The sequence below is a fragment of the Streptomyces sp. NPDC002088 genome (assembly GCF_040296605.1).
In the GTDB taxonomy this organism is placed as follows: Bacteria; Actinomycetota; Actinomycetes; order Streptomycetales; family Streptomycetaceae; genus Streptomyces.
The window spans coordinates 782,908-798,501 of the sequence record NZ_JBEOXO010000001.1; the positions used below are offsets into that span (position 1 = coordinate 782,908).

Here is a 15,594-nt window from a genome sequence, read left to right on the forward strand (position 1 = left end):
AATTTTTCAGAAAGGCACTGACATGTCCGACCTGTTGCGCGCCCCCGCCGAGCTCAAGTACGCCGAGGAACTGGACTGGCTGGAGTCGGTCGACGACGGCCCCAAGCCCTTCTCCTGGCGCCTGTCCCCGAAGATGGTCCGCCTGTTCGTCCTCGGCTCCGAGCGCTCGGACGGCCTCGACCGGGAGATCTCGCAGAAGTGGTTCGGCGACCGCAGCTTCGTCGAGCGTTCCATCGTCACCCTGGCCTCCGACCGCGGCCTGCTGCTCATCGGTGACCCCGGCACCGGCAAGAGCTGGCTGGCCGAGCTGCTGTCCGCCGCGATCAGCCGCAACTCCACGCTCGTCGTGCAGGGCACGGCCGGCACCACCGAGGACCACATCAAGTACTCGTGGAACGTGTCCATGGTGATCGCCAAGGGGCAGTCGAGGGAGTCGATGATCCCCTCACCGATCATGACCGCGATGGAATCCGGCGCGATCGGCCGCTTCGAGGAACTCACCCGCTCCACCAGCGATGTCCAGGACGCGCTGATCTCGATCCTGTCCGAGAAGTACATCTCCGTCCCGGAGCTGGACAGCGACAACATCGTCTTCGCCAAGCCCGGGTTCTCCGTCATCGCCACTGCCAACAGCCGCGACCGGGGTGTCAACGACCTGTCCTCGGCGCTCAAGCGACGCTTCAACTTCGTACGCATCCCGGTGGTGACCAACAAGAAGAGCGAGGCGGAGATCGTCCGGTTCCGCACCGAGGAGCTGCTGCGCCGTCACCAGATCGAGCTGGACGTGCCGCCGACGCTGCTGGACGTGTTGCTGCAGAGCTTCGCCGACCTGCGCGCCTCCGCGGCCGCGGCCGGCAGCGACGACGAGAAGCTCGAGTCCGCGCTGTCCACTGCCGAGCAGATCGGCGTGCTCGAGGACGCGATCCTGCACAGCAACTTCTTCGGCGAGCGCGCGCTGACCGCCCACACGCTCGCCTCCTCGCTCGTGGGGTCGCTGGCGCGCCGCGAGCCGGAGGACCTGGCCATCCTGAACAAATACCTGCACGGCGTCGTCGAGCCGCGCAGCAAGGAGGAGGGCGGGTCCTGGCCGGAGTTCCTGGAGGGCGGCCGCGACGCGATCGCCACCCTGTCATGAGCGGCCCGAACGAGGGGACGTTCACCGCGCTGCGCACCCAACTCCAAGAAGCTGCCACGGCGTTCGCCGACGGGCCCGGCGCGCTGGAAGGCATCCTCCTCGGCATCGTCGACGACGTCGACCGCGCGGTGCGCGAGCCGCTGGAGATCTTCCCGGTCTGTCACCACTCGCCCGCCTCGGCGATAGCGATGGCCCGCAGACTGCGCGAGAAGCAGCCGAAGGTCGTGTACCTCGAACTGTGCGAGGACATGGCACCGCTGCTCACCGAACTGCGCAACTGCCGGCTCCCGGTGGCGGTGCAGGCGTTCGCCACCGAGACCGACGGCTTCCCGGCCGAGTGGTCGCCGCTGTCGGTGGTCGCGCCGATCACCGAGGCGTCGGCCGAATACCAGGCGATCGCCTACGCACTCGACACGCCGGGCGTGGAGCTGGTCCTCGTCGACCGCTCCTCGGACCACGTGTTCCAGTGGGACGCACGCGGAACGCAGTCCGCCGAGCTCGGCGCCGATCCAGGGGGGTCGGACGCCCCGCCGGCCGAGGAGGAGGCCGCGCTGCACGGCGACGCGGTCGGCGTGGAGATCGGCGACCTGCGGCCGCGCTTCGCCGAACTGGAGGAGCACCTGCTGCGCCACGGCCGGGTGCGGCACTGGTCGGAATGGTGGCACCAGTACGTCGAGCTGCCGCTCGGCGACAGTGACCACGACACCTACCGCCAGGTCATGCTCCTGATCGGCAGCCTCTTCCGGCGCCTCGCTCCCGGTGACGACCATCGAGTGCGAGTGGATGAGGACCGCGAGCGCTTCATGTGGACCAGGATGCGCGAGCACCTGACCGCGACCGGCACGGATCCGGCGGACTGCCTCTACGTCTGCGGCGCGTTCCACGCGGCCAGCCGCGTCGCGGAGTTCGGCGTCCAGGGCGCCGACACCTTCGAGATCGGCCCTCGCACCGCGACCAAGTGGCAGCACGGCCTGATCCCGTCCAGCCACGCCGCGATCGAGGCGCAGTTCGGCCTCGCCGCCGGCTCGGTCTCCATCGCCGCCACGGTGTGGGCGAAGAACGTGCGGCGCACGCGCGTGGAGCCGTTCCGCCTGGCGGGACAGGCGGGCACGAAGAAGTCCAGGGCCAAGAAGGCCGTCGCCGCTTTGGTGCCGATGGCTCCGCCCTCGGACCGGTTGTCAGGCTTCCTGCAGAGACCGCCCGTCCTCGACCGCCTCGACGAGACCGAGCTGCTCGGCTGGTCGGTGGAGATCGTGCGTGCCGCGCGCCGCAACGGTTACCTCGCCTCCACCGCCGACGCCATCGCGGTGTTCGAGACGTCGATCCTGCTCGCGGGGATGCGTGACCGGGCCAAGCCCACGCCGTACGACTTCCAGGACGCGGCCGTCACCTGCATCGAGAAGGACACCGTGCCGGGCCGGCGCGACGTACGCCGCCTCGTGGAGATCATGATGGGTGGCGACCGGATCGGCCAGGTCGGCTACGACGCGCTGCCACCCCTGGCCCGCGACGTGCACGACCGGCTCACGGCGCTGAATCTGAAGCTCCAGCAGCGCGGCGTGCAGCGGGCGTTGCTGGACATCGCCTCCCGGCCGGAACTGGAGCGGTGCTCCGACGTGCTGTGGATGCTGCGGTACCTGATGCCACAGGGCGCCGCACGCCCGATCATGGGGGAGCGGCGCCTCGGCGAGCGGCCGATCCAGGAGTCGTGGGACCTGGCGCTGGGCACCCATCAGCGTGCCCTCATCGAACTCGGCTATGAGGGCGTGAGCATCGAGCAGGTGCTGGAGCAGCGCCTTCGGCGCACGGCGTACGGCCCGCAGGCGACCGCGGCGACCGTCCTGGAGGCCGTCGAGGACGCGACGCTGTACCTGCGCAGCCGCCGCCTCGCCGACGAGCTGGGCACCCGCGCCCTGGAGGTCCTGGGGGCCGAACGCAGTGTCGACGGCGCGCCGGAGGTGCTGCGCCGGGTACGCCGACTGCTGGCGTACTACCGCACCAGCGAGCCCGTGCTGCCGCCGTGGATCGAGTCCTTCGTCAAGGCGGGATACGCGCACTACTGCACCCTGTTGCCGACGGCGTTCACCGACGAGGACGCGACTGTCCGGCAGGTCGCCGCGATGCTCGGCTTCCTGTTCAGCATGGAGAGCCTGGCGCTGTCGCTGGGCTGCGACCGGACCCAGCTGGAGCTGGCGGTCGCGCAGTCGCATCCGCAGGACCCGTCGAAGACGGCGCTGCTGTGGGCGGCCCAGGCGCAGCTCGGGCACCTGTCTCGCGCGGACCTGCGGACACGGTGCGACGAACTGCTGGGCAACCCCCTGGTGGTGCCGGCCTATCCGCGCTACCTCAGCGGCTTCGTGCACGCCCTGGAGCCGGTGCCGGGCCTTACGGACTTCGTCGTGGAAGCAGTGTCCAACGCGTTCGCACGGTTGCCGGATCCCGTGCTCCTGCCGTGGCTGCCGACCCTGATCACCACCCTGCGGTCCGGCGGCGCCGAGCTGGCCCCGCTGCTGATCCGTGAGGCGGGCCGGATCTTCCCCGGCCGGCTCGCGGCGCTGGACGAGTGGGTGCCGCCGTGGCGGGACCGGCAGGAGCCGCGAGCCGTGCGGTCGGCTCGGCGCGCGGACTTTGGCCGGGGCGTCGCGCTCCTCGCCGCCCACCCCGCGACGTGCGAGGCCGTGGCGAGCCTGCTGGGCTGCGACGGGACCTGGGAGACGGCGGATCCCGGCCCGCAGGGCGTGGCGCTGGTGGCCCGTCATCCAGCTACGGCGACAGCGCTGGAGGCGCTGCTGGCGGCCCGCTGACTCCTGCCGGGGGAATCCGGGCAGTCGGGCCCGCCTGCCGGATCCGCCGTGGTGACGCGACGGCGGATCCGGCTCGCTTGGAACCAGGGAGGAGGAGGGGAGAGGGCGGACCGGCTATCGGGGCGTCAGTACGACGCGCCGGCCGGGAGTGACGGGAGCGCTCCAAGCTGCGCTTCGGCTCGCCCGGCAAGGAGACGGTCTCGTCCGTGCCCCGGGCCGGGCAGGAGGTGCAGGCGCTCGGGATCGCGGCCGGCGGTCACCACATGGGCGGCACCGAGGTGCTTGGCGATCTGCACGGCGAGCCGGCCGGCGCTGCCGGTCGCGCGCAGGACCAACACGCTCGCCGCGGTCCGCAGGACGACACGGCGGCGCAGGGCGACCCAGGAGGATATCCCCGGGTTCGTCGCGGCGGCCACCGTGACCGGGTCGGTGCCGTCCGGCAGGGTGATGGCGCGGCGCCGGTCGGCGACCTCGCCCGCCACCTGGGCCTGACGAGTCGTCCATGACCGGCCTGGTCGCCCGCGCCGAGAAACGCGAGCTGGTCCAGCGGCTTCCCTCGCCCCATGACGGCCGCGGCGTGCTGGTCGGCCTCACCCTGCTCGGACGGCAGCTCACCGACGGGTGCGCTGCCGAGGCCGATCGTCAGATCATCGCGCTGACCTCGTCATTCACGGCCACCGACCACACCCGGATCCCAGCCCTGACGGCGAAACTCCTGTACGCCGCGCAGGCCGACGGCGGCGCTTTTTGACCCGGCCGGCCCGACGGATCGGGCGAGGAGGCGGTCGAGTACCAGGGCGGCAGGTGCGTAACCCGACTGAGCGCCCTGAATGGTGGGATCGACCGGCGTGACTGACGGTAGATCACGTCAAGGCCGGGTCAAGTCAGCTGATGAAGCGCCAGCTGCCCGGCTGCGATGGAAGGACCCTCACATGCGATCTGCCCGCATGCTGCTCGCCACGGCAGCGGCCACGGCTGCCCTAGCGGTCGCCACACCCGGGGCTCACGCGGCCGGCGACGACTGGGACAACGAGGACTCGTCTTACAGCAAGGAGCAGGACAAGGACAGTGACCAAGACTCGTCCTACAGCAAGGAGCAGGACAAGGACAGCAGCGACGACTCGCCGCGCGGTGGAATTCACGCCGGTGGCGGTGCGCTGACCGCGCTGAGCAGCGACGACTGGGGCTCCGGGTCGGACTCGAAGCAGGACTCGGAGACCTCCAAGGACAAGGACCAGGACAAGGACCAGGACAAGGACAGCGGGTACGGCAAGGACCAGGACAAGGACAGCGGGTACGACGAGGAGAAGGACAGCGGGTACGGCAAGGACGACGGGAGCGACGAGCGCGACAAGCCCAGCGGCGGCATGCACACCGGAGGGGGCGCGCTGGCCGCACCGGGCGTCACCGCCGGCGGGCTGGCCGTCCTGGGTGTCGCAGCGACCGGCGTGTACGCGTTGCGTCGAAAGAAGGCGGGCGAGGGTGTGGCCTGACCATGCCTGACGTGATAGCAGCCGGGTCGCCACCGGTTGCCTTCCGTGGTGGCCCGGCCTGCTTTCCGCATGTCGTGCCCGCTCAGCTGCCGAGCCAGAGTGAGGTGGTCCCCATGGCAGCCAGTCCTCCTCCCCCTACCGGAACCCAGCCGGCGCTGTCCGATGAGGGAACCCGTTCCACCACCACGTGGCTGTGGGGCGCGGCTGTCATGGTCCTGGCGGTGCTCATGATCAGCGGCCGGAACGAGTCGTCCGATCCCGCTTACCCACCGCGCACCACACAAGCCGGCGCGTCGGCCTCGTCGGCCGCGCATCCGGTGGGAAAGCATCTGCCGAGATCCAGACCGAAACGCCTGCTCATCCCCAAGATCTCTGTCGACGCCCCCTTCACCGATCTTGCCATCGGGAGTTCGGGGCACCTGCAACCCCCGGCCGCCGCCGACGTCAACCTCGTCGGCTGGTACGCCGAGGGGGCGTCCCCCGGAGAGGCGGGCACCGCGATCATCGCCGGGCACGTCGACACGGCGACGTCCGCGGCCGTGTTCGCGGACCTCTCCGAACTGGAGAAGGGTGACAAGTTCTACATCGCACGGGCAGATGGGCGCAGGGCGTCGTTCGTGGTCGACGACGTCGAGACGTTCGAGAAGGACGACTTCCCCGACCGGCGTGTCTACGCCGACACCCCGCAGGCCCAGGTGCGGCTCATCACCTGTGCGGGGGACTACGACCGTGAGGTGAAGGACTACACCGAGAACCTGGTGGTCTTCGCCCATCTCACCTGATCAGGTCGGAGAGTCCAGGAACGAGGTGACCGTCGAGGCCGATGGCGGCAGGGGCCAGGACCATCGCGAGCATGCCGATCCACGGGCAGGCAGGGGCGAAGACGGTGACGACTCCGGTCTTTCACACCAACCTGACGGGATGGATGTCCGTGCGCGCGACGGCCGCGTCACGCTCGGCGGCCAGTGCCGTGCGGCGCTCGTCGCACATGTAGCCGTCGTAGCCGGCCTGTGAGGCGAACTCGATCAACTGGATCTCGGTCGGGGCCGGATCCTGGCCGTCGGTGCGGGCCCGCTGCACAATCCGGCCGCCGTGCTCGCTCAGGAGCGCCAGAACCTTGTCCTCATAGGCGACCAGGGCCTCGGCCGCGCCCGGCCGCGCCCACAGCAGCACGCACAGTTGTATCTTCACGGCACCCGACCCTATCCGCTGCGGTTCCTGGAACTCGTCGGACCCGGCATCGGCATCGTCCAGTCCACAAGCGGCACCCCGGCGGCACCGGCGAACAGAACATCCGCGACGAGGACATCGCGATGTACGGGGCGGTCGACCTGCATCACCGACGCCGTCGCCGCGTCCAAGCAGAGGGGGACTTGTCCAAGAGGCCGGGGGCCACGGTGATGACCGGTACCAGGGAAGGGCCGCGCGGCGTGGACCGGCGGCGTGAGGTTCGCAGGCGAGACGCTCGGGTGCGGGCCGCCCGCCGCTCTCGGAAACGGGCGGAGCGCAGGCGCCGTACGCCGGGAACGTCTGCGGAAGTCCGCCGCCGCAGTCGTGCCCTGAGGCGGCGGGTGTGGGGATCGCTCGCCGCGCTCCTCGGCGTCGTACTCATGGTGTTCGGGGCGATGACACTGCGCGCGCCGGGGGACAATCCGGAGCTGTCCGTGGGAGTCGCGCTCGCCTTGCTGGCGCCGGGTGTCTACGGCGTGTGCGTGGGCGTCGTCGTCCTGCGCCGGGCGCGCGAGGAGTTGCCCGAGTCGCTCACCATGTGGGGACTGATGACATGGTTCGCCATGGTCGCCGCGATCCCGGCAGTCGCCTACGGCTCCACGTCCGGCGGACCGGTCATCGTGGGAGCCGTCTGGGGCGCGTTGCTGCTCCTCGGCTGCTGGTTCGTGCGCCGCGAGACGGACGACTGACCACGGGTGCGGTCAGCGGGCTCGCGGCACGTCGAGAGCGGTGAGCGTCACGTCCAGCGTCGTGCGCTGCTCACTGGCCTCGAGGCCGCGGTCGAGGAGGCGCTCGATGGTGCGCAGGTGTTGGCCACCATGCTGCCTACTACAAGGCGGGGGACCGACTGCGCCGAGGTTGCCCGGGGCCCTCAGGCCGATGTCGGCCGGGCGGCTCCCCGGGCGTTCGCTGCCGCGGTCCGCACATCGAGGGTGGCGGCCAGCAAGGGCAGTGCCCGGGCGAGTTCGCCGTGGTCGTCGATGGCCTCGAGGAGGCCGGTCTGTTCGGCGTGGACGCGGTCGGCGGCGCGCTCGTGCAGGGTGCGGCCGCGGGCGGAGAGGTAGAGCAGGACACGGCGGCGGTCGGCGGGATCGGGGCGGCGGTAGACGAGGTTGCCGGCGACCATGCGGTCGACGAGCTTGGTGAGGCTCGGCGCGGGCATGAGCGCGTAGTCGGCGATCTCGGTCATCGGGTGGCCCCGGCCGTCGGACGTGATCGACAGGACGCGCCACTGCTCGACGGAGCATCCCTCTTCGGCCAGCACGGCGGCGAGGCGCTGGACAAGGCGCCGCTCGGCGTGGCTGAGGAGGTGGGCGAGATCCTGCGACGGTACGGACCGCATTGCCGGTGTCCTTCCGGTAGGTCTACTGTCCGACAGGTTAAAGGGCCTCCGCGAGGGCGCCGGGGCCGAGAGCGGGATCCGCGTCCCCCTTGCCCTCATGGAGGTGGGCTGTGCATCTGGGGCCGCCCGTACGCAACGGCAGCGCGGGCGAGACGCTGGCCGTGGCCCTGGTCGTGCCCTTGCAGGGCCCGGCGGGGGTCTTCGGGCCGGCCTGTGAGCTGGCCGCGCAGTTGGCGGCGGAGGAGCTCAACGCCGCGGGCGGGGTACTGGGGCGCGAGGTCCGGCTGGCGGTGGTCGACGGCGGGGCGCCGCCGGAGCGGGTGGCGGCCGAGGTCACGGCCCTGGTGTCGCTGGGCGCGGTGGACGCGGTGGTGGGCTGGCACACCTCGGCGGTGCGCCAGGCGCTGGTCCCGCGCCTCGCGGGCCGGGTGCCGTACGTGTACACCGCCCAGTACGAGGGCGGCGAGCACGCTCCGGGCGTGTTCCTCACCGGGGAGACCGACGCGGCGCAACTGCTCCCGGCGATGCGGCTGTTGGCCGAGTCCGCCGGCGTGCGGCGCTGGTGCACGGTCGGCAACGACTACGTCTGGCCACGAGTCACCGCACACGCGGCCCGCCGGTACGCCCGCGCCTGCGGTGGCCGGGTGCGCGACGAGGTGTTCGTGCCGCTGGGGACGCACGAGTTCGGGCCGGTGCTGCGGCGGATCGAACGGTGCGAGGCGGACGCCGTGCTGATGCTGCTGGTCGGGGACGACGCCGTGCGCTTCAACCGGGCGTTCGCCGCGTGCGGACTGCACCAGCGGTGCCTGCGGCTGAGTACGCACATGGACGAGAACATCCTGCTGGCCACCGGCGCGGAGGCGACTGACGGACTCTGGGCGACGGCCGGGTTCTTCGAGACGCTGGCCACCGCCGAGAGCCTGGACTTCGGCGGTCGGTACGCGGCGCGGTTCGGGATCGAGGCGCCCGTCGTGGGCAGTCTCGGCGAGTCGTGTTTCGAGGGCCTGCGGCTGCTCGCGGCGCTGGTGGAAGGGGCCCGGTCGCTGGACGTACGGGCGATGTGCGCGGCCGGCGACACGGTCTCCTACGAGGGGCCGCGGGGAGCGCTGCGGCTGCGCGGCAACCATCTCGACCAGCGGCTCTATCTGGCGCGGGCGGACGCCTTCGCGTTCGACATCGTGGCCCAACTCTGACCTCCCCTCCCACACACCCGTTGACATTAACCCGCCGCAGAAATATTTTCCAGGGGAAGTATTGGAGGCGGATCGAGTGTGGCCGGACTGGCTTCCAGAAATGAAGGAATCGCCCGTCCAATTCGTCAAAAGTCCAGCTCAGCCACTTTTCTACGCGCGTCATGGAAGGGTTTGAAAAGAAGTCTCCATTTAAAGAACGCGAAACCGTCGAGAAACAATGCGGCTGGAATCTTCCGTGGACCGCCCCGGGTCGTCCGGGGCGGCGGCCCTGTCTACGGAAGAGGGAAGCACCGTGACGGAGATTGTCGACAACCAGGCACCGCCGGGAGTGGCGGACGCATCCGTCCGGGAGTCCGGTACGAGCGGCCGGAAGTACAACGGCTGGACGCAGAACGACACCCTGGAGGACTACTCGCTGCGCTACGCGCCCAAGTCCTTCCGCCGCTGGACGCCCTACGTCGTGGCGACCACGGCCCTGGGCGGCATCGCCTATCTGGCGGACTTCGCCATCGGCGGCTCGATCGCCATATCCAACGGGTTCTCCAGCGCCCTGGTGGCCATCCTCGCCGCCGCCGTGACCATCTTCCTGACCGGCATCCCGATCTCGTACTACTCGGCGAAGTACTCCATCGACATGGACCTGCTGACCCGGGGCGCGGGCTTCGGCTATCTCGGCTCGACGCTGACCTCGGTCATCTACGCCAGCTTCACCTTCATCTTCTTCGCCCTCGAAGGTTCGATCATGGCCCAGGCCCTGGAGCTGGGCCTGCACATACCGCTGGCCGTGGGCTACATCATCTGCTCGCTGATCATCCTGCCGCTGGTGGTCTACGGCATGACGGCGCTGTCGAAGATGCAGGTGTGGACCCAGCCGATCTGGCTGGTCCTGATGGTCGCCCCGTTCGTGTCCATCGCGATCCAGGAGCCCGGGAAGTTCTCGGAGTTCACCCACTTCGCGGGCAACTCGCCGACCGGGTCGAGCATCAGCATGCTCGGCGTCGGGGCGGGCGCGGGCGTGGCCCTGTCGCTGATCGCGCAGATCGGTGAGCAGGTCGACTACCTGCGCTTCATGCCGGACAAGACGCCGCAGAACGCCAGGAAGTGGTGGGGCGCGGTACTTTCCGCGGGCCCCGGCTGGGTGGTGCTGGGCGCGGCGAAGCAGATCGGCGGCGCGTTCCTCGCCTTCTACATCGCGGGCAGCGTGGGGCTCGCGAAGGCGAACGAGCCGATTCAGCAGTACGTCTCCGGGTTCAAGACCTTCGCCGCCCCTGTCGCGCTGGGCCTGGCCACCTTCTTCGTCATCCTCTCCCAAATAAAGATCAACTCGACGAACGCGTACTCCGGTTCGCTGTCCTGGTCGAACTTCTTCTCCCGCCTGACCCACCATCACCCCGGCCGGGTCGTCTACATCTTCCTCAACGTCGGCATCGCGCTGGCCCTGATGGAAGGCGGCGTGTTCGGCTTCCTCAACACGGTCCTCGGCTTCTACTCCAACGTCGCCATCGCCTGGATCGGCGCGGTCGTCGCCGACCTGGTCATCAACAAGCCGCTGAAGCTCAGCCCCTCGTACATCGAGTTCAAGCGGGCCCACCTGTACAACTTCAACCCGGTCGGCTTCGGCTCGATGCTCATCGCCTCGGCGGTCTCCATCGCCGCCTACTTCGAGGCGTTCGGCGACTACGGCAAGGCCTACTCGCCGTTCATCGCGCTCGTCCTGGCCATGGTGCTCTCCCCGCTGTTCGCGGTGCTCACCAAGGGCAAGTACTACATCGCCCGCATCGACGACCTCGAAGAGCCGCTGCTCGCCGCGGACGGCCTGCCGTCGGCGGCCACCCTGACCTGCTCGGTGTGCGCGGACACCTTCGAGCGGCCCGACATGGCGAACTGCCCGTTCCACGCGGGTGCGATCTGCTCGCTGTGCTGCAGCCTGGAGAAGGACTGCCACGACTCCTGCAAGAGCGGCTCGGCCACCGGTCCCGTCGACCTCGCCCTGCCCACCGTGCGGTCCGCGGACTGACCTGCGCATCGTCCGACGACGCCCGGCCGAGTCTCGCGACCTGGCCGGGCGCTGTGCCGCGGACCGGTCCGCAAGCCGCCCAGTCCCTTCGCTACGTCGACGAGCGCGGGCCGAGAGTCGCCGTGAACGGGGTGACCGGGCGCTCCAGGCGTGCGCCGTCCACCGTGATGTCCACCGCCTCGTTGAAGAAGGCGAGAAGTCCCGCGACGGCCGCCACCGCGGGCAGCGGCTGCGGGTAGCTCCAGACGATGTTCGGCGGTACGTCGCCGCCGGAACGCCACGACCAGTACTGGGCGGTGCCCTTGTACGGGCAGCCGGTGCTGTGGTCGGTGGCCTCGAACAGGTCCAGGCGGACGTCCTCGCGCGGCAGGTAGTAGCGCACCGGCAGACCGGTCTCGAACAGCAGCACCGGACGGCGGGAGTCCGCGACGACCGTGCCGTCGATCTCCACCTGGACGTGCCGGCTGCTGGGCAGGGCGTCCACCCGCTTGTGCGGGTCACGGGGGTGGACGAAGATCTCTTCCTCCTCCTCGTACCAGTGGTCGAGGCCGTGGCCCGATCGCCGGAACCACTCGAAGGCGATGTGACCGGCCAGGTCGGCGGCGGGGTACGTCCAGGCGGCGTTCTCCAGGAGTTCGCCACCCACCTCGAGGTCGTAGAAGATCCGCGACCCGGTGTGCCGGCCCGTCGGAGGGCTCTTCGCGGGGCGGAGGAGGTCCTCGCGGACCTCCTCGCGGGGGAAGGCGTACTGCGGGACGGGTAGTTCGGGCTCCCAGACGAGGACGGGGTGGCGGCTGTCGACAACGGTGACGCTGCCCTTGCGGCCGCGCACCCAGCGCTCGCTGGGCTCCCACAGCAGGCCCTCCGGGGTCGTCCTGACGGCCTGCGCGGTGCGGAATGTACTCATGACCGGCTCTCCTTCGGCTGGTTCAAGAGGTGACCTCGGTGAGGTGAGGTCGGTTCGCGTGCGTGTGCCACGCCGCGAGCCCTCCGGGACGCCTGAGGACCCTCAGATACTCTCCGATGTCCACTTATGACACGCTCCCACACCGGGACGGGCCCGAAGCCGAGCCGTCCGGGTCAGCGAAGGCGGGCAGCGGCGTCCCACCCGCGGCCGGTGCGGCACTCGCGGACCACTGCCGTGCCGGGGGAAGATGAGGCCCGTAACCCATGGTCAACCGATACGGAGGAACGGGCAGATGCCGCACGAGCGAGCGGGCAGGCCGGCCGGACCCGAGGACCTCATCGACGTCGCCCGGCTGGTCACGGCGTACTACGCGCTGCACCCCGACCCGGCCGACCCGGGGCAACGCGTGGCGTTCGGTACCTCCGGGCACCGCGGATCCTCACTGTCGACGGCGTTCAACGAGGACCACATCGCCGCCACCAGCCAGGCCATCTGCGAGTACCGCGACTCCCAGGGCACCGACGGTCCCCTGTTCCTGGGCGCCGACACCCACGCCCTGTCGGAGCCCGCCAGGGTCACCGCCCTCGAGGTGTTCGCGGCGAACGACGTCACCGTGCTCATCGACAGCGGAGACGGCTACACGCCCACTCCGGCGGTCTCGCACGCCATCCTCACCCACAACCGGGGCCGCACCTCCGGCCTCGCGGACGGGGTCGTGGTCACCCCCTCGCACAACCCGCCCGCCGACGGCGGCTTCAAGTACAACCCGCCCAGCGGCGGCCCGGCAGGCTCCGACGCGACCTCCTGGATCCAGGACCGGGCCAACGAGATCATCGCCGGCGGTCTCAAGGACGTACGGCGCGTTCCCTACACCAAGGCGCTCGCTGCCCCCGGCACCGGCCGCTACGACTTCCTGGGCACCTACGTCGCCGATCTGCCCAGCGTGCTGGACCTGGACGCGATCCGCGCGGCCGGCGTGCGCATCGGCGCCGACCCGTTGGGCGGGGCCTCGGTCGCCTACTGGGGCCGCATCGCCGAGCAGCACGGGCTCGATCTGACCGTGGTGAACCCGCTCACCGACCCCACGTGGCGGTTCATGACACTGGACTGGGACGGCAAGATCCGTATGGACTGCTCGTCGCCGTACGCGATGGCCTCGCTCATCGAGCGCCGCGACCGCTTCCAGATCGCCACGGGCAACGACGCCGACGCGGACCGGCACGGCATCGTCACCCCGGACGCCGGGCTGATGAACCCCAACCACTACCTCGCCGTCGCCATCTCCTACCTGTTCTCCCACCGCGAGCAGTGGCCCGCCGCCGCAGGGGTGGGCAAGACGCTGGTGTCGTCCGGGATGATCGACCGGGTCGCAGCAGACAGTGGCCGTCAACTGGTCGAGGTTCCCGTGGGGTTCAAGTGGTTCGTCGACGGGCTGGTCGGCGGATCGCTCGGCTTCGGCGGCGAGGAGTCGGCCGGCGCGTCCTTCCTGCGCCGGGACGGCTCGGTGTGGACCACCGACAAGGACGGGATCATCCTGGCCCTGCTGGCCTCCGAGATCACCGCGGTCACGGAACTGACGCCGTCGGAGCACTACGCCGCGCTGACCGCCCGCTTCGGCGAACCCGCGTACGCACGCATCGACGCCCCGGCGACCCGTGAGGAGAAGGCCCTGCTCGCCAAGCTGTCCCCGGCGCAGGTCCGCGCTGACACCCTCGCCGGGGAGCCGGTCACCTCGGTGCTCACCCAGGCGCCCGGCAACGGCGCGCCCATCGGCGGCATCAAGGTGACCACGGAGAACGCCTGGTTCGCGGCCCGCCCCTCGGGCACCGAGGACGTCTACAAGATCTACGGGGAGTCGTTCCTCGGCCCCGACCACCTCAGCCAGGTCCAGGACGAGGCCAAGCTCGTGGTTCTGGCGGCGCTGGGCGGCTGAGCCGAGCGGTCGGCCGTCAGCGCTCCGCAAAGGGCGCGGACGGCCGGCCACCGGGGCGGCCGAGCGGCGGTGACGGAAGGCCGAAATGGTCGGCGATGATCCGTACGGTGTGGGCGCCGTCGGCGTTGAAGTGGGGATCGGTGTCGTACGCCGGGGTGTCCCGGCCGACGATCCCCGCGTCCAGGAGTTCGCGTACCAGCAGGTCGGCCATGCTTCCGCTGCGCCGTGACTCGCGTCGTGCACCGAAGTTGAAGTACGACTTCTCGAACCCGCCGCGGTTGTACGCGAACTGGAACGGGTGCTCGGCGCAGTGCGGGACCATGTAGTTCTGACCGTGCGGGCACGTGCATGCGGGAGTGGAGGCCAGGAACACGGTCTCGACATGATCCGGATCGCTCACGCGGTCCGCGTACCGGAAACCCGTGATGTTGCGCGCCAGCTCCCAGGCACTGTGCCCGTGGTCGGCCGTGTACGCGTCCTGTGTTGCCCAGGTCCAGCCGGACAGTTCACCGGCGGTACGGGGAGGGCGCCCCGCTTCGGTGAAGACGGCGGTCAGGGTGGACAGGGTCATGCCCTTGCAGAAGGTGACGAACGTGTTCGGTGCGAGCCAGGTCATTTCGCCGTCACCTCCGGGGACGGAGACAGCGGCACAGACAGCGGTGGTGAGGGCAGGGCGAAGAAGTCGGCGATCGCCTTCACGAGACGTTCGTGATCGTCGTAGTGGTGGTCGAAACAGTCGTGGGTGTCGGCCCCTTCTTGTGGGCAGGCCGCGTCGGGGCCGATGAGGCGGGCGGCCAGGAGTTCAGGGGACAGGTAGTCGGGGTTCTCGCCGACCCGATACTGGGGGCCATCGAAGCTGAAGCCCAGGATCATGCGGCCACCACGGTGGTACGCGAAGTCGGGCGGGAAAGCCTTCGCGCTGCACGGCTCGGTGACGAACACGACGATCTCCGCGCCGTCCGCGCACATGCTGTTGTAGTTGACGGTGTCGTAGTCGTCGGCCTCCCAGTTGAGCATGTCGTGCACCGCCCACGCCCAGCCGTCCGCCTCGCCGAACGCGAGGGGTTCCCGAAGCCGCTCGCGGAGCCCTTGGGTGAGAACTTCGAGGGGCAGGCCCCGGGCGAAGACGACATTCACCTCGTGGCCGGGGAAGGATCCCTGTATCCAGGTGGTCATGCCGAGCACTCTAGGGCCAAGCACTGACAGTCGCCGTCGGCCGACTCCTGGGACAGCGGATCTTCGGGTTTAGGCGCCGCGACAAGGGTCACCCGGTGCTGTGGAATCGCTTGTCGACAGCGGTTTGAGGTGAGTGACAGTGGCTCGAGAACAGAAGGCCAAGGCCAAGAAGGAGCAGCTCAAGGGCAAGGCGAAGGAGACGGTCGGCCGCGCGGTGGGCAACGAGACGATGGCTGCCAAGGGGCAGGCCGAGAAGTCGAAGGGAGACGCCCGTCAGGCGAAGGAGAAGGCCAAGGACGTATTCCGGGGCTGAGGAGCGCATGGGTGTGCGGCAGGGCCCGCCCGATCCGGTGGGCCCTGCCGC

At 70.0% G+C, this 15,594-nt stretch carries 16 protein-coding genes and 1 pseudogene; 11 read left to right on the top strand and 6 right to left on the bottom strand.

All coding sequences use genetic code 11. The features are described 5' to 3' along the window. Positions 1-22: 22 nt before the first annotated feature. Together ABT114_RS03690 and ABT114_RS03695 are read left to right on the top strand one after the other, a co-directional pair. Positions 23-1,135, top strand: coding sequence for an ATP-binding protein (locus ABT114_RS03690; protein ID WP_351138115.1), 1,113 nt, complete (start codon positions 23-25; stop codon positions 1,133-1,135). Continuing rightward, entirely contained in the window at positions 1,132-3,939 is a 2,808-nt protein-coding gene (locus ABT114_RS03695) for a hypothetical protein (RefSeq protein ID WP_351138117.1), read from the top strand. Before ABT114_RS03690 ends, ABT114_RS03695 begins: the two co-directional genes overlap by 4 nt. 125 nt (positions 3,940-4,064) lie before the next feature. Here ABT114_RS03695 and ABT114_RS03700 read toward each other — a convergent pair whose 3' ends face one another. Continuing rightward, the gene (locus ABT114_RS03700; protein WP_351138119.1) at positions 4,065-4,421 is read right to left on the bottom strand and encodes a hypothetical protein; all 357 of its coding nucleotides are present in this window, start codon (positions 4,419-4,421) and stop codon (positions 4,065-4,067) included. Between the two features lie 20 nt (positions 4,422-4,441). Here ABT114_RS03700 and ABT114_RS03705 point away from each other — a divergent pair, with 20 nt between their 5' ends. From ABT114_RS03705 to ABT114_RS03715, 3 genes are all read left to right on the top strand, one after another. After that, on the top strand, positions 4,442-4,690 hold the full coding sequence (locus tag ABT114_RS03705) for a winged helix DNA-binding protein (RefSeq protein ID WP_351138121.1): 249 nt from the start codon (positions 4,442-4,444) through the stop codon (positions 4,688-4,690). Between the two features lie 181 nt (positions 4,691-4,871). Next, entirely contained in the window at positions 4,872-5,432 is a 561-nt protein-coding gene (locus ABT114_RS03710; protein ID WP_351138123.1) for a hypothetical protein, read from the top strand. Positions 5,433-5,545: 113 nt separating this feature from the next. Further along, on the top strand, positions 5,546-6,214 hold the full coding sequence (locus ABT114_RS03715) for a class F sortase (RefSeq protein WP_351138125.1): 669 nt from the start codon (positions 5,546-5,548) through the stop codon (positions 6,212-6,214). Positions 6,215-6,335: 121 nt separating this feature from the next. Here the strand turns inward: ABT114_RS03715 and ABT114_RS03720 are convergent, their stop codons facing one another. Beyond that, entirely contained in the window at positions 6,336-6,623 is a 288-nt protein-coding gene (locus tag ABT114_RS03720; RefSeq protein ID WP_351138127.1) for a hypothetical protein, read from the bottom strand. Between the two features lie 27 nt (positions 6,624-6,650). Between ABT114_RS03720 and ABT114_RS50540 the strand changes: the two are divergent. Continuing rightward, positions 6,651-6,760: pseudogene (locus ABT114_RS50540) on the top strand (SAM-dependent methyltransferase); the annotation flags it as partial. Positions 6,761-7,003: 243 nt separating this feature from the next. Then, a complete protein-coding gene (locus tag ABT114_RS03725) occupies positions 7,004-7,351 on the top strand; it encodes a hypothetical protein (RefSeq protein ID WP_351138226.1) in 348 nt (115 codons plus the stop codon). A 182-nt stretch (positions 7,352-7,533) separates the two neighbouring features. Here ABT114_RS03725 and ABT114_RS03730 read toward each other — a convergent pair whose 3' ends face one another. Further along, a complete protein-coding gene (locus ABT114_RS03730; RefSeq protein WP_351138129.1) occupies positions 7,534-8,004 on the bottom strand; it encodes a MarR family winged helix-turn-helix transcriptional regulator in 471 nt (156 codons plus the stop codon). 110 nt (positions 8,005-8,114) lie between these two features. Between ABT114_RS03730 and ABT114_RS03735 the strand changes: the two genes are divergently transcribed. Both ABT114_RS03735 and ABT114_RS03740 read left to right on the top strand, forming a co-directional pair. Next, positions 8,115-9,197: a substrate-binding domain-containing protein gene (locus tag ABT114_RS03735; RefSeq protein WP_351138131.1), complete on the top strand. Its 1,083-nt coding sequence runs from the start codon at positions 8,115-8,117 to the stop codon at positions 9,195-9,197. Positions 9,198-9,489: 292 nt separating this feature from the next. Beyond that, positions 9,490-11,214, top strand: a complete 1,725-nt coding sequence (locus ABT114_RS03740; RefSeq protein WP_351138133.1) for a purine-cytosine permease family protein — start codon at positions 9,490-9,492, stop codon at positions 11,212-11,214. Between the two features lie 91 nt (positions 11,215-11,305). On the opposite strand, the gene ABT114_RS03745 is transcribed toward ABT114_RS03740, so the two are convergent. Further along, positions 11,306-12,121 (bottom strand): DUF427 domain-containing protein, encoded by an 816-nt coding sequence (locus ABT114_RS03745; RefSeq protein WP_351138135.1) that lies wholly within the window; start codon positions 12,119-12,121, stop codon positions 11,306-11,308. A gap of 292 nt (positions 12,122-12,413) precedes the next feature. Here ABT114_RS03745 and pgm point away from each other — a divergent pair, with 292 nt between their 5' ends. Next, a complete protein-coding gene (pgm, locus tag ABT114_RS03750) occupies positions 12,414-14,054 on the top strand; it encodes a phosphoglucomutase (alpha-D-glucose-1,6-bisphosphate-dependent) (protein ID WP_351138137.1) in 1,641 nt (546 codons plus the stop codon). A gap of 16 nt (positions 14,055-14,070) precedes the next feature. Here the strand turns inward: pgm and ABT114_RS03755 are convergent, their stop codons facing one another. After that, positions 14,071-14,670 (bottom strand): hypothetical protein, encoded by a 600-nt coding sequence (locus ABT114_RS03755; RefSeq protein ID WP_351138140.1) that lies wholly within the window; start codon positions 14,668-14,670, stop codon positions 14,071-14,073. Then, positions 14,667-15,230, bottom strand: a complete 564-nt coding sequence (locus ABT114_RS03760; protein WP_351138142.1) for a hypothetical protein — start codon at positions 15,228-15,230, stop codon at positions 14,667-14,669. Before ABT114_RS03760 ends, ABT114_RS03755 begins: the two co-directional genes overlap by 4 nt. Positions 15,231-15,369: 139 nt before the next feature. On the opposite strand from ABT114_RS03760, the gene ABT114_RS03765 reads away from it, so the two are divergent. Beyond that, positions 15,370-15,543 (top strand): CsbD family protein, encoded by a 174-nt coding sequence (locus ABT114_RS03765; RefSeq protein ID WP_351138144.1) that lies wholly within the window; start codon positions 15,370-15,372, stop codon positions 15,541-15,543. The last annotated feature ends 51 nt before the right edge of the window (positions 15,544-15,594 follow it).

Coding starts and splice junctions, on each gene's coding strand:
- pgm (WP_351138137.1), top strand. CDS start 12,414: ATGCCGCACGAGCGAGCGGGCAGGCCGGCCGGACCCGAGGACCTCATC.
- ABT114_RS03745 (WP_351138135.1), bottom strand. CDS start 12,121: ATGAGTACATTCCGCACCGCGCAGGCCGTCAGGACGACCCCGGAGGGC.
- ABT114_RS03755 (WP_351138140.1), bottom strand. CDS start 14,670: ATGACCTGGCTCGCACCGAACACGTTCGTCACCTTCTGCAAGGGCATG.
- ABT114_RS03710 (WP_351138123.1), top strand. CDS start 4,872: ATGCGATCTGCCCGCATGCTGCTCGCCACGGCAGCGGCCACGGCTGCC.
- ABT114_RS03715 (WP_351138125.1), top strand. CDS start 5,546: ATGGCAGCCAGTCCTCCTCCCCCTACCGGAACCCAGCCGGCGCTGTCC.
- ABT114_RS03695 (WP_351138117.1), top strand. CDS start 1,132: ATGAGCGGCCCGAACGAGGGGACGTTCACCGCGCTGCGCACCCAACTC.
- ABT114_RS03730 (WP_351138129.1), bottom strand. CDS start 8,004: ATGCGGTCCGTACCGTCGCAGGATCTCGCCCACCTCCTCAGCCACGCC.
- ABT114_RS03690 (WP_351138115.1), top strand. CDS start 23: ATGTCCGACCTGTTGCGCGCCCCCGCCGAGCTCAAGTACGCCGAGGAA.
- ABT114_RS03760 (WP_351138142.1), bottom strand. CDS start 15,230: ATGACCACCTGGATACAGGGATCCTTCCCCGGCCACGAGGTGAATGTC.
- ABT114_RS03705 (WP_351138121.1), top strand. CDS start 4,442: ATGACCGGCCTGGTCGCCCGCGCCGAGAAACGCGAGCTGGTCCAGCGG.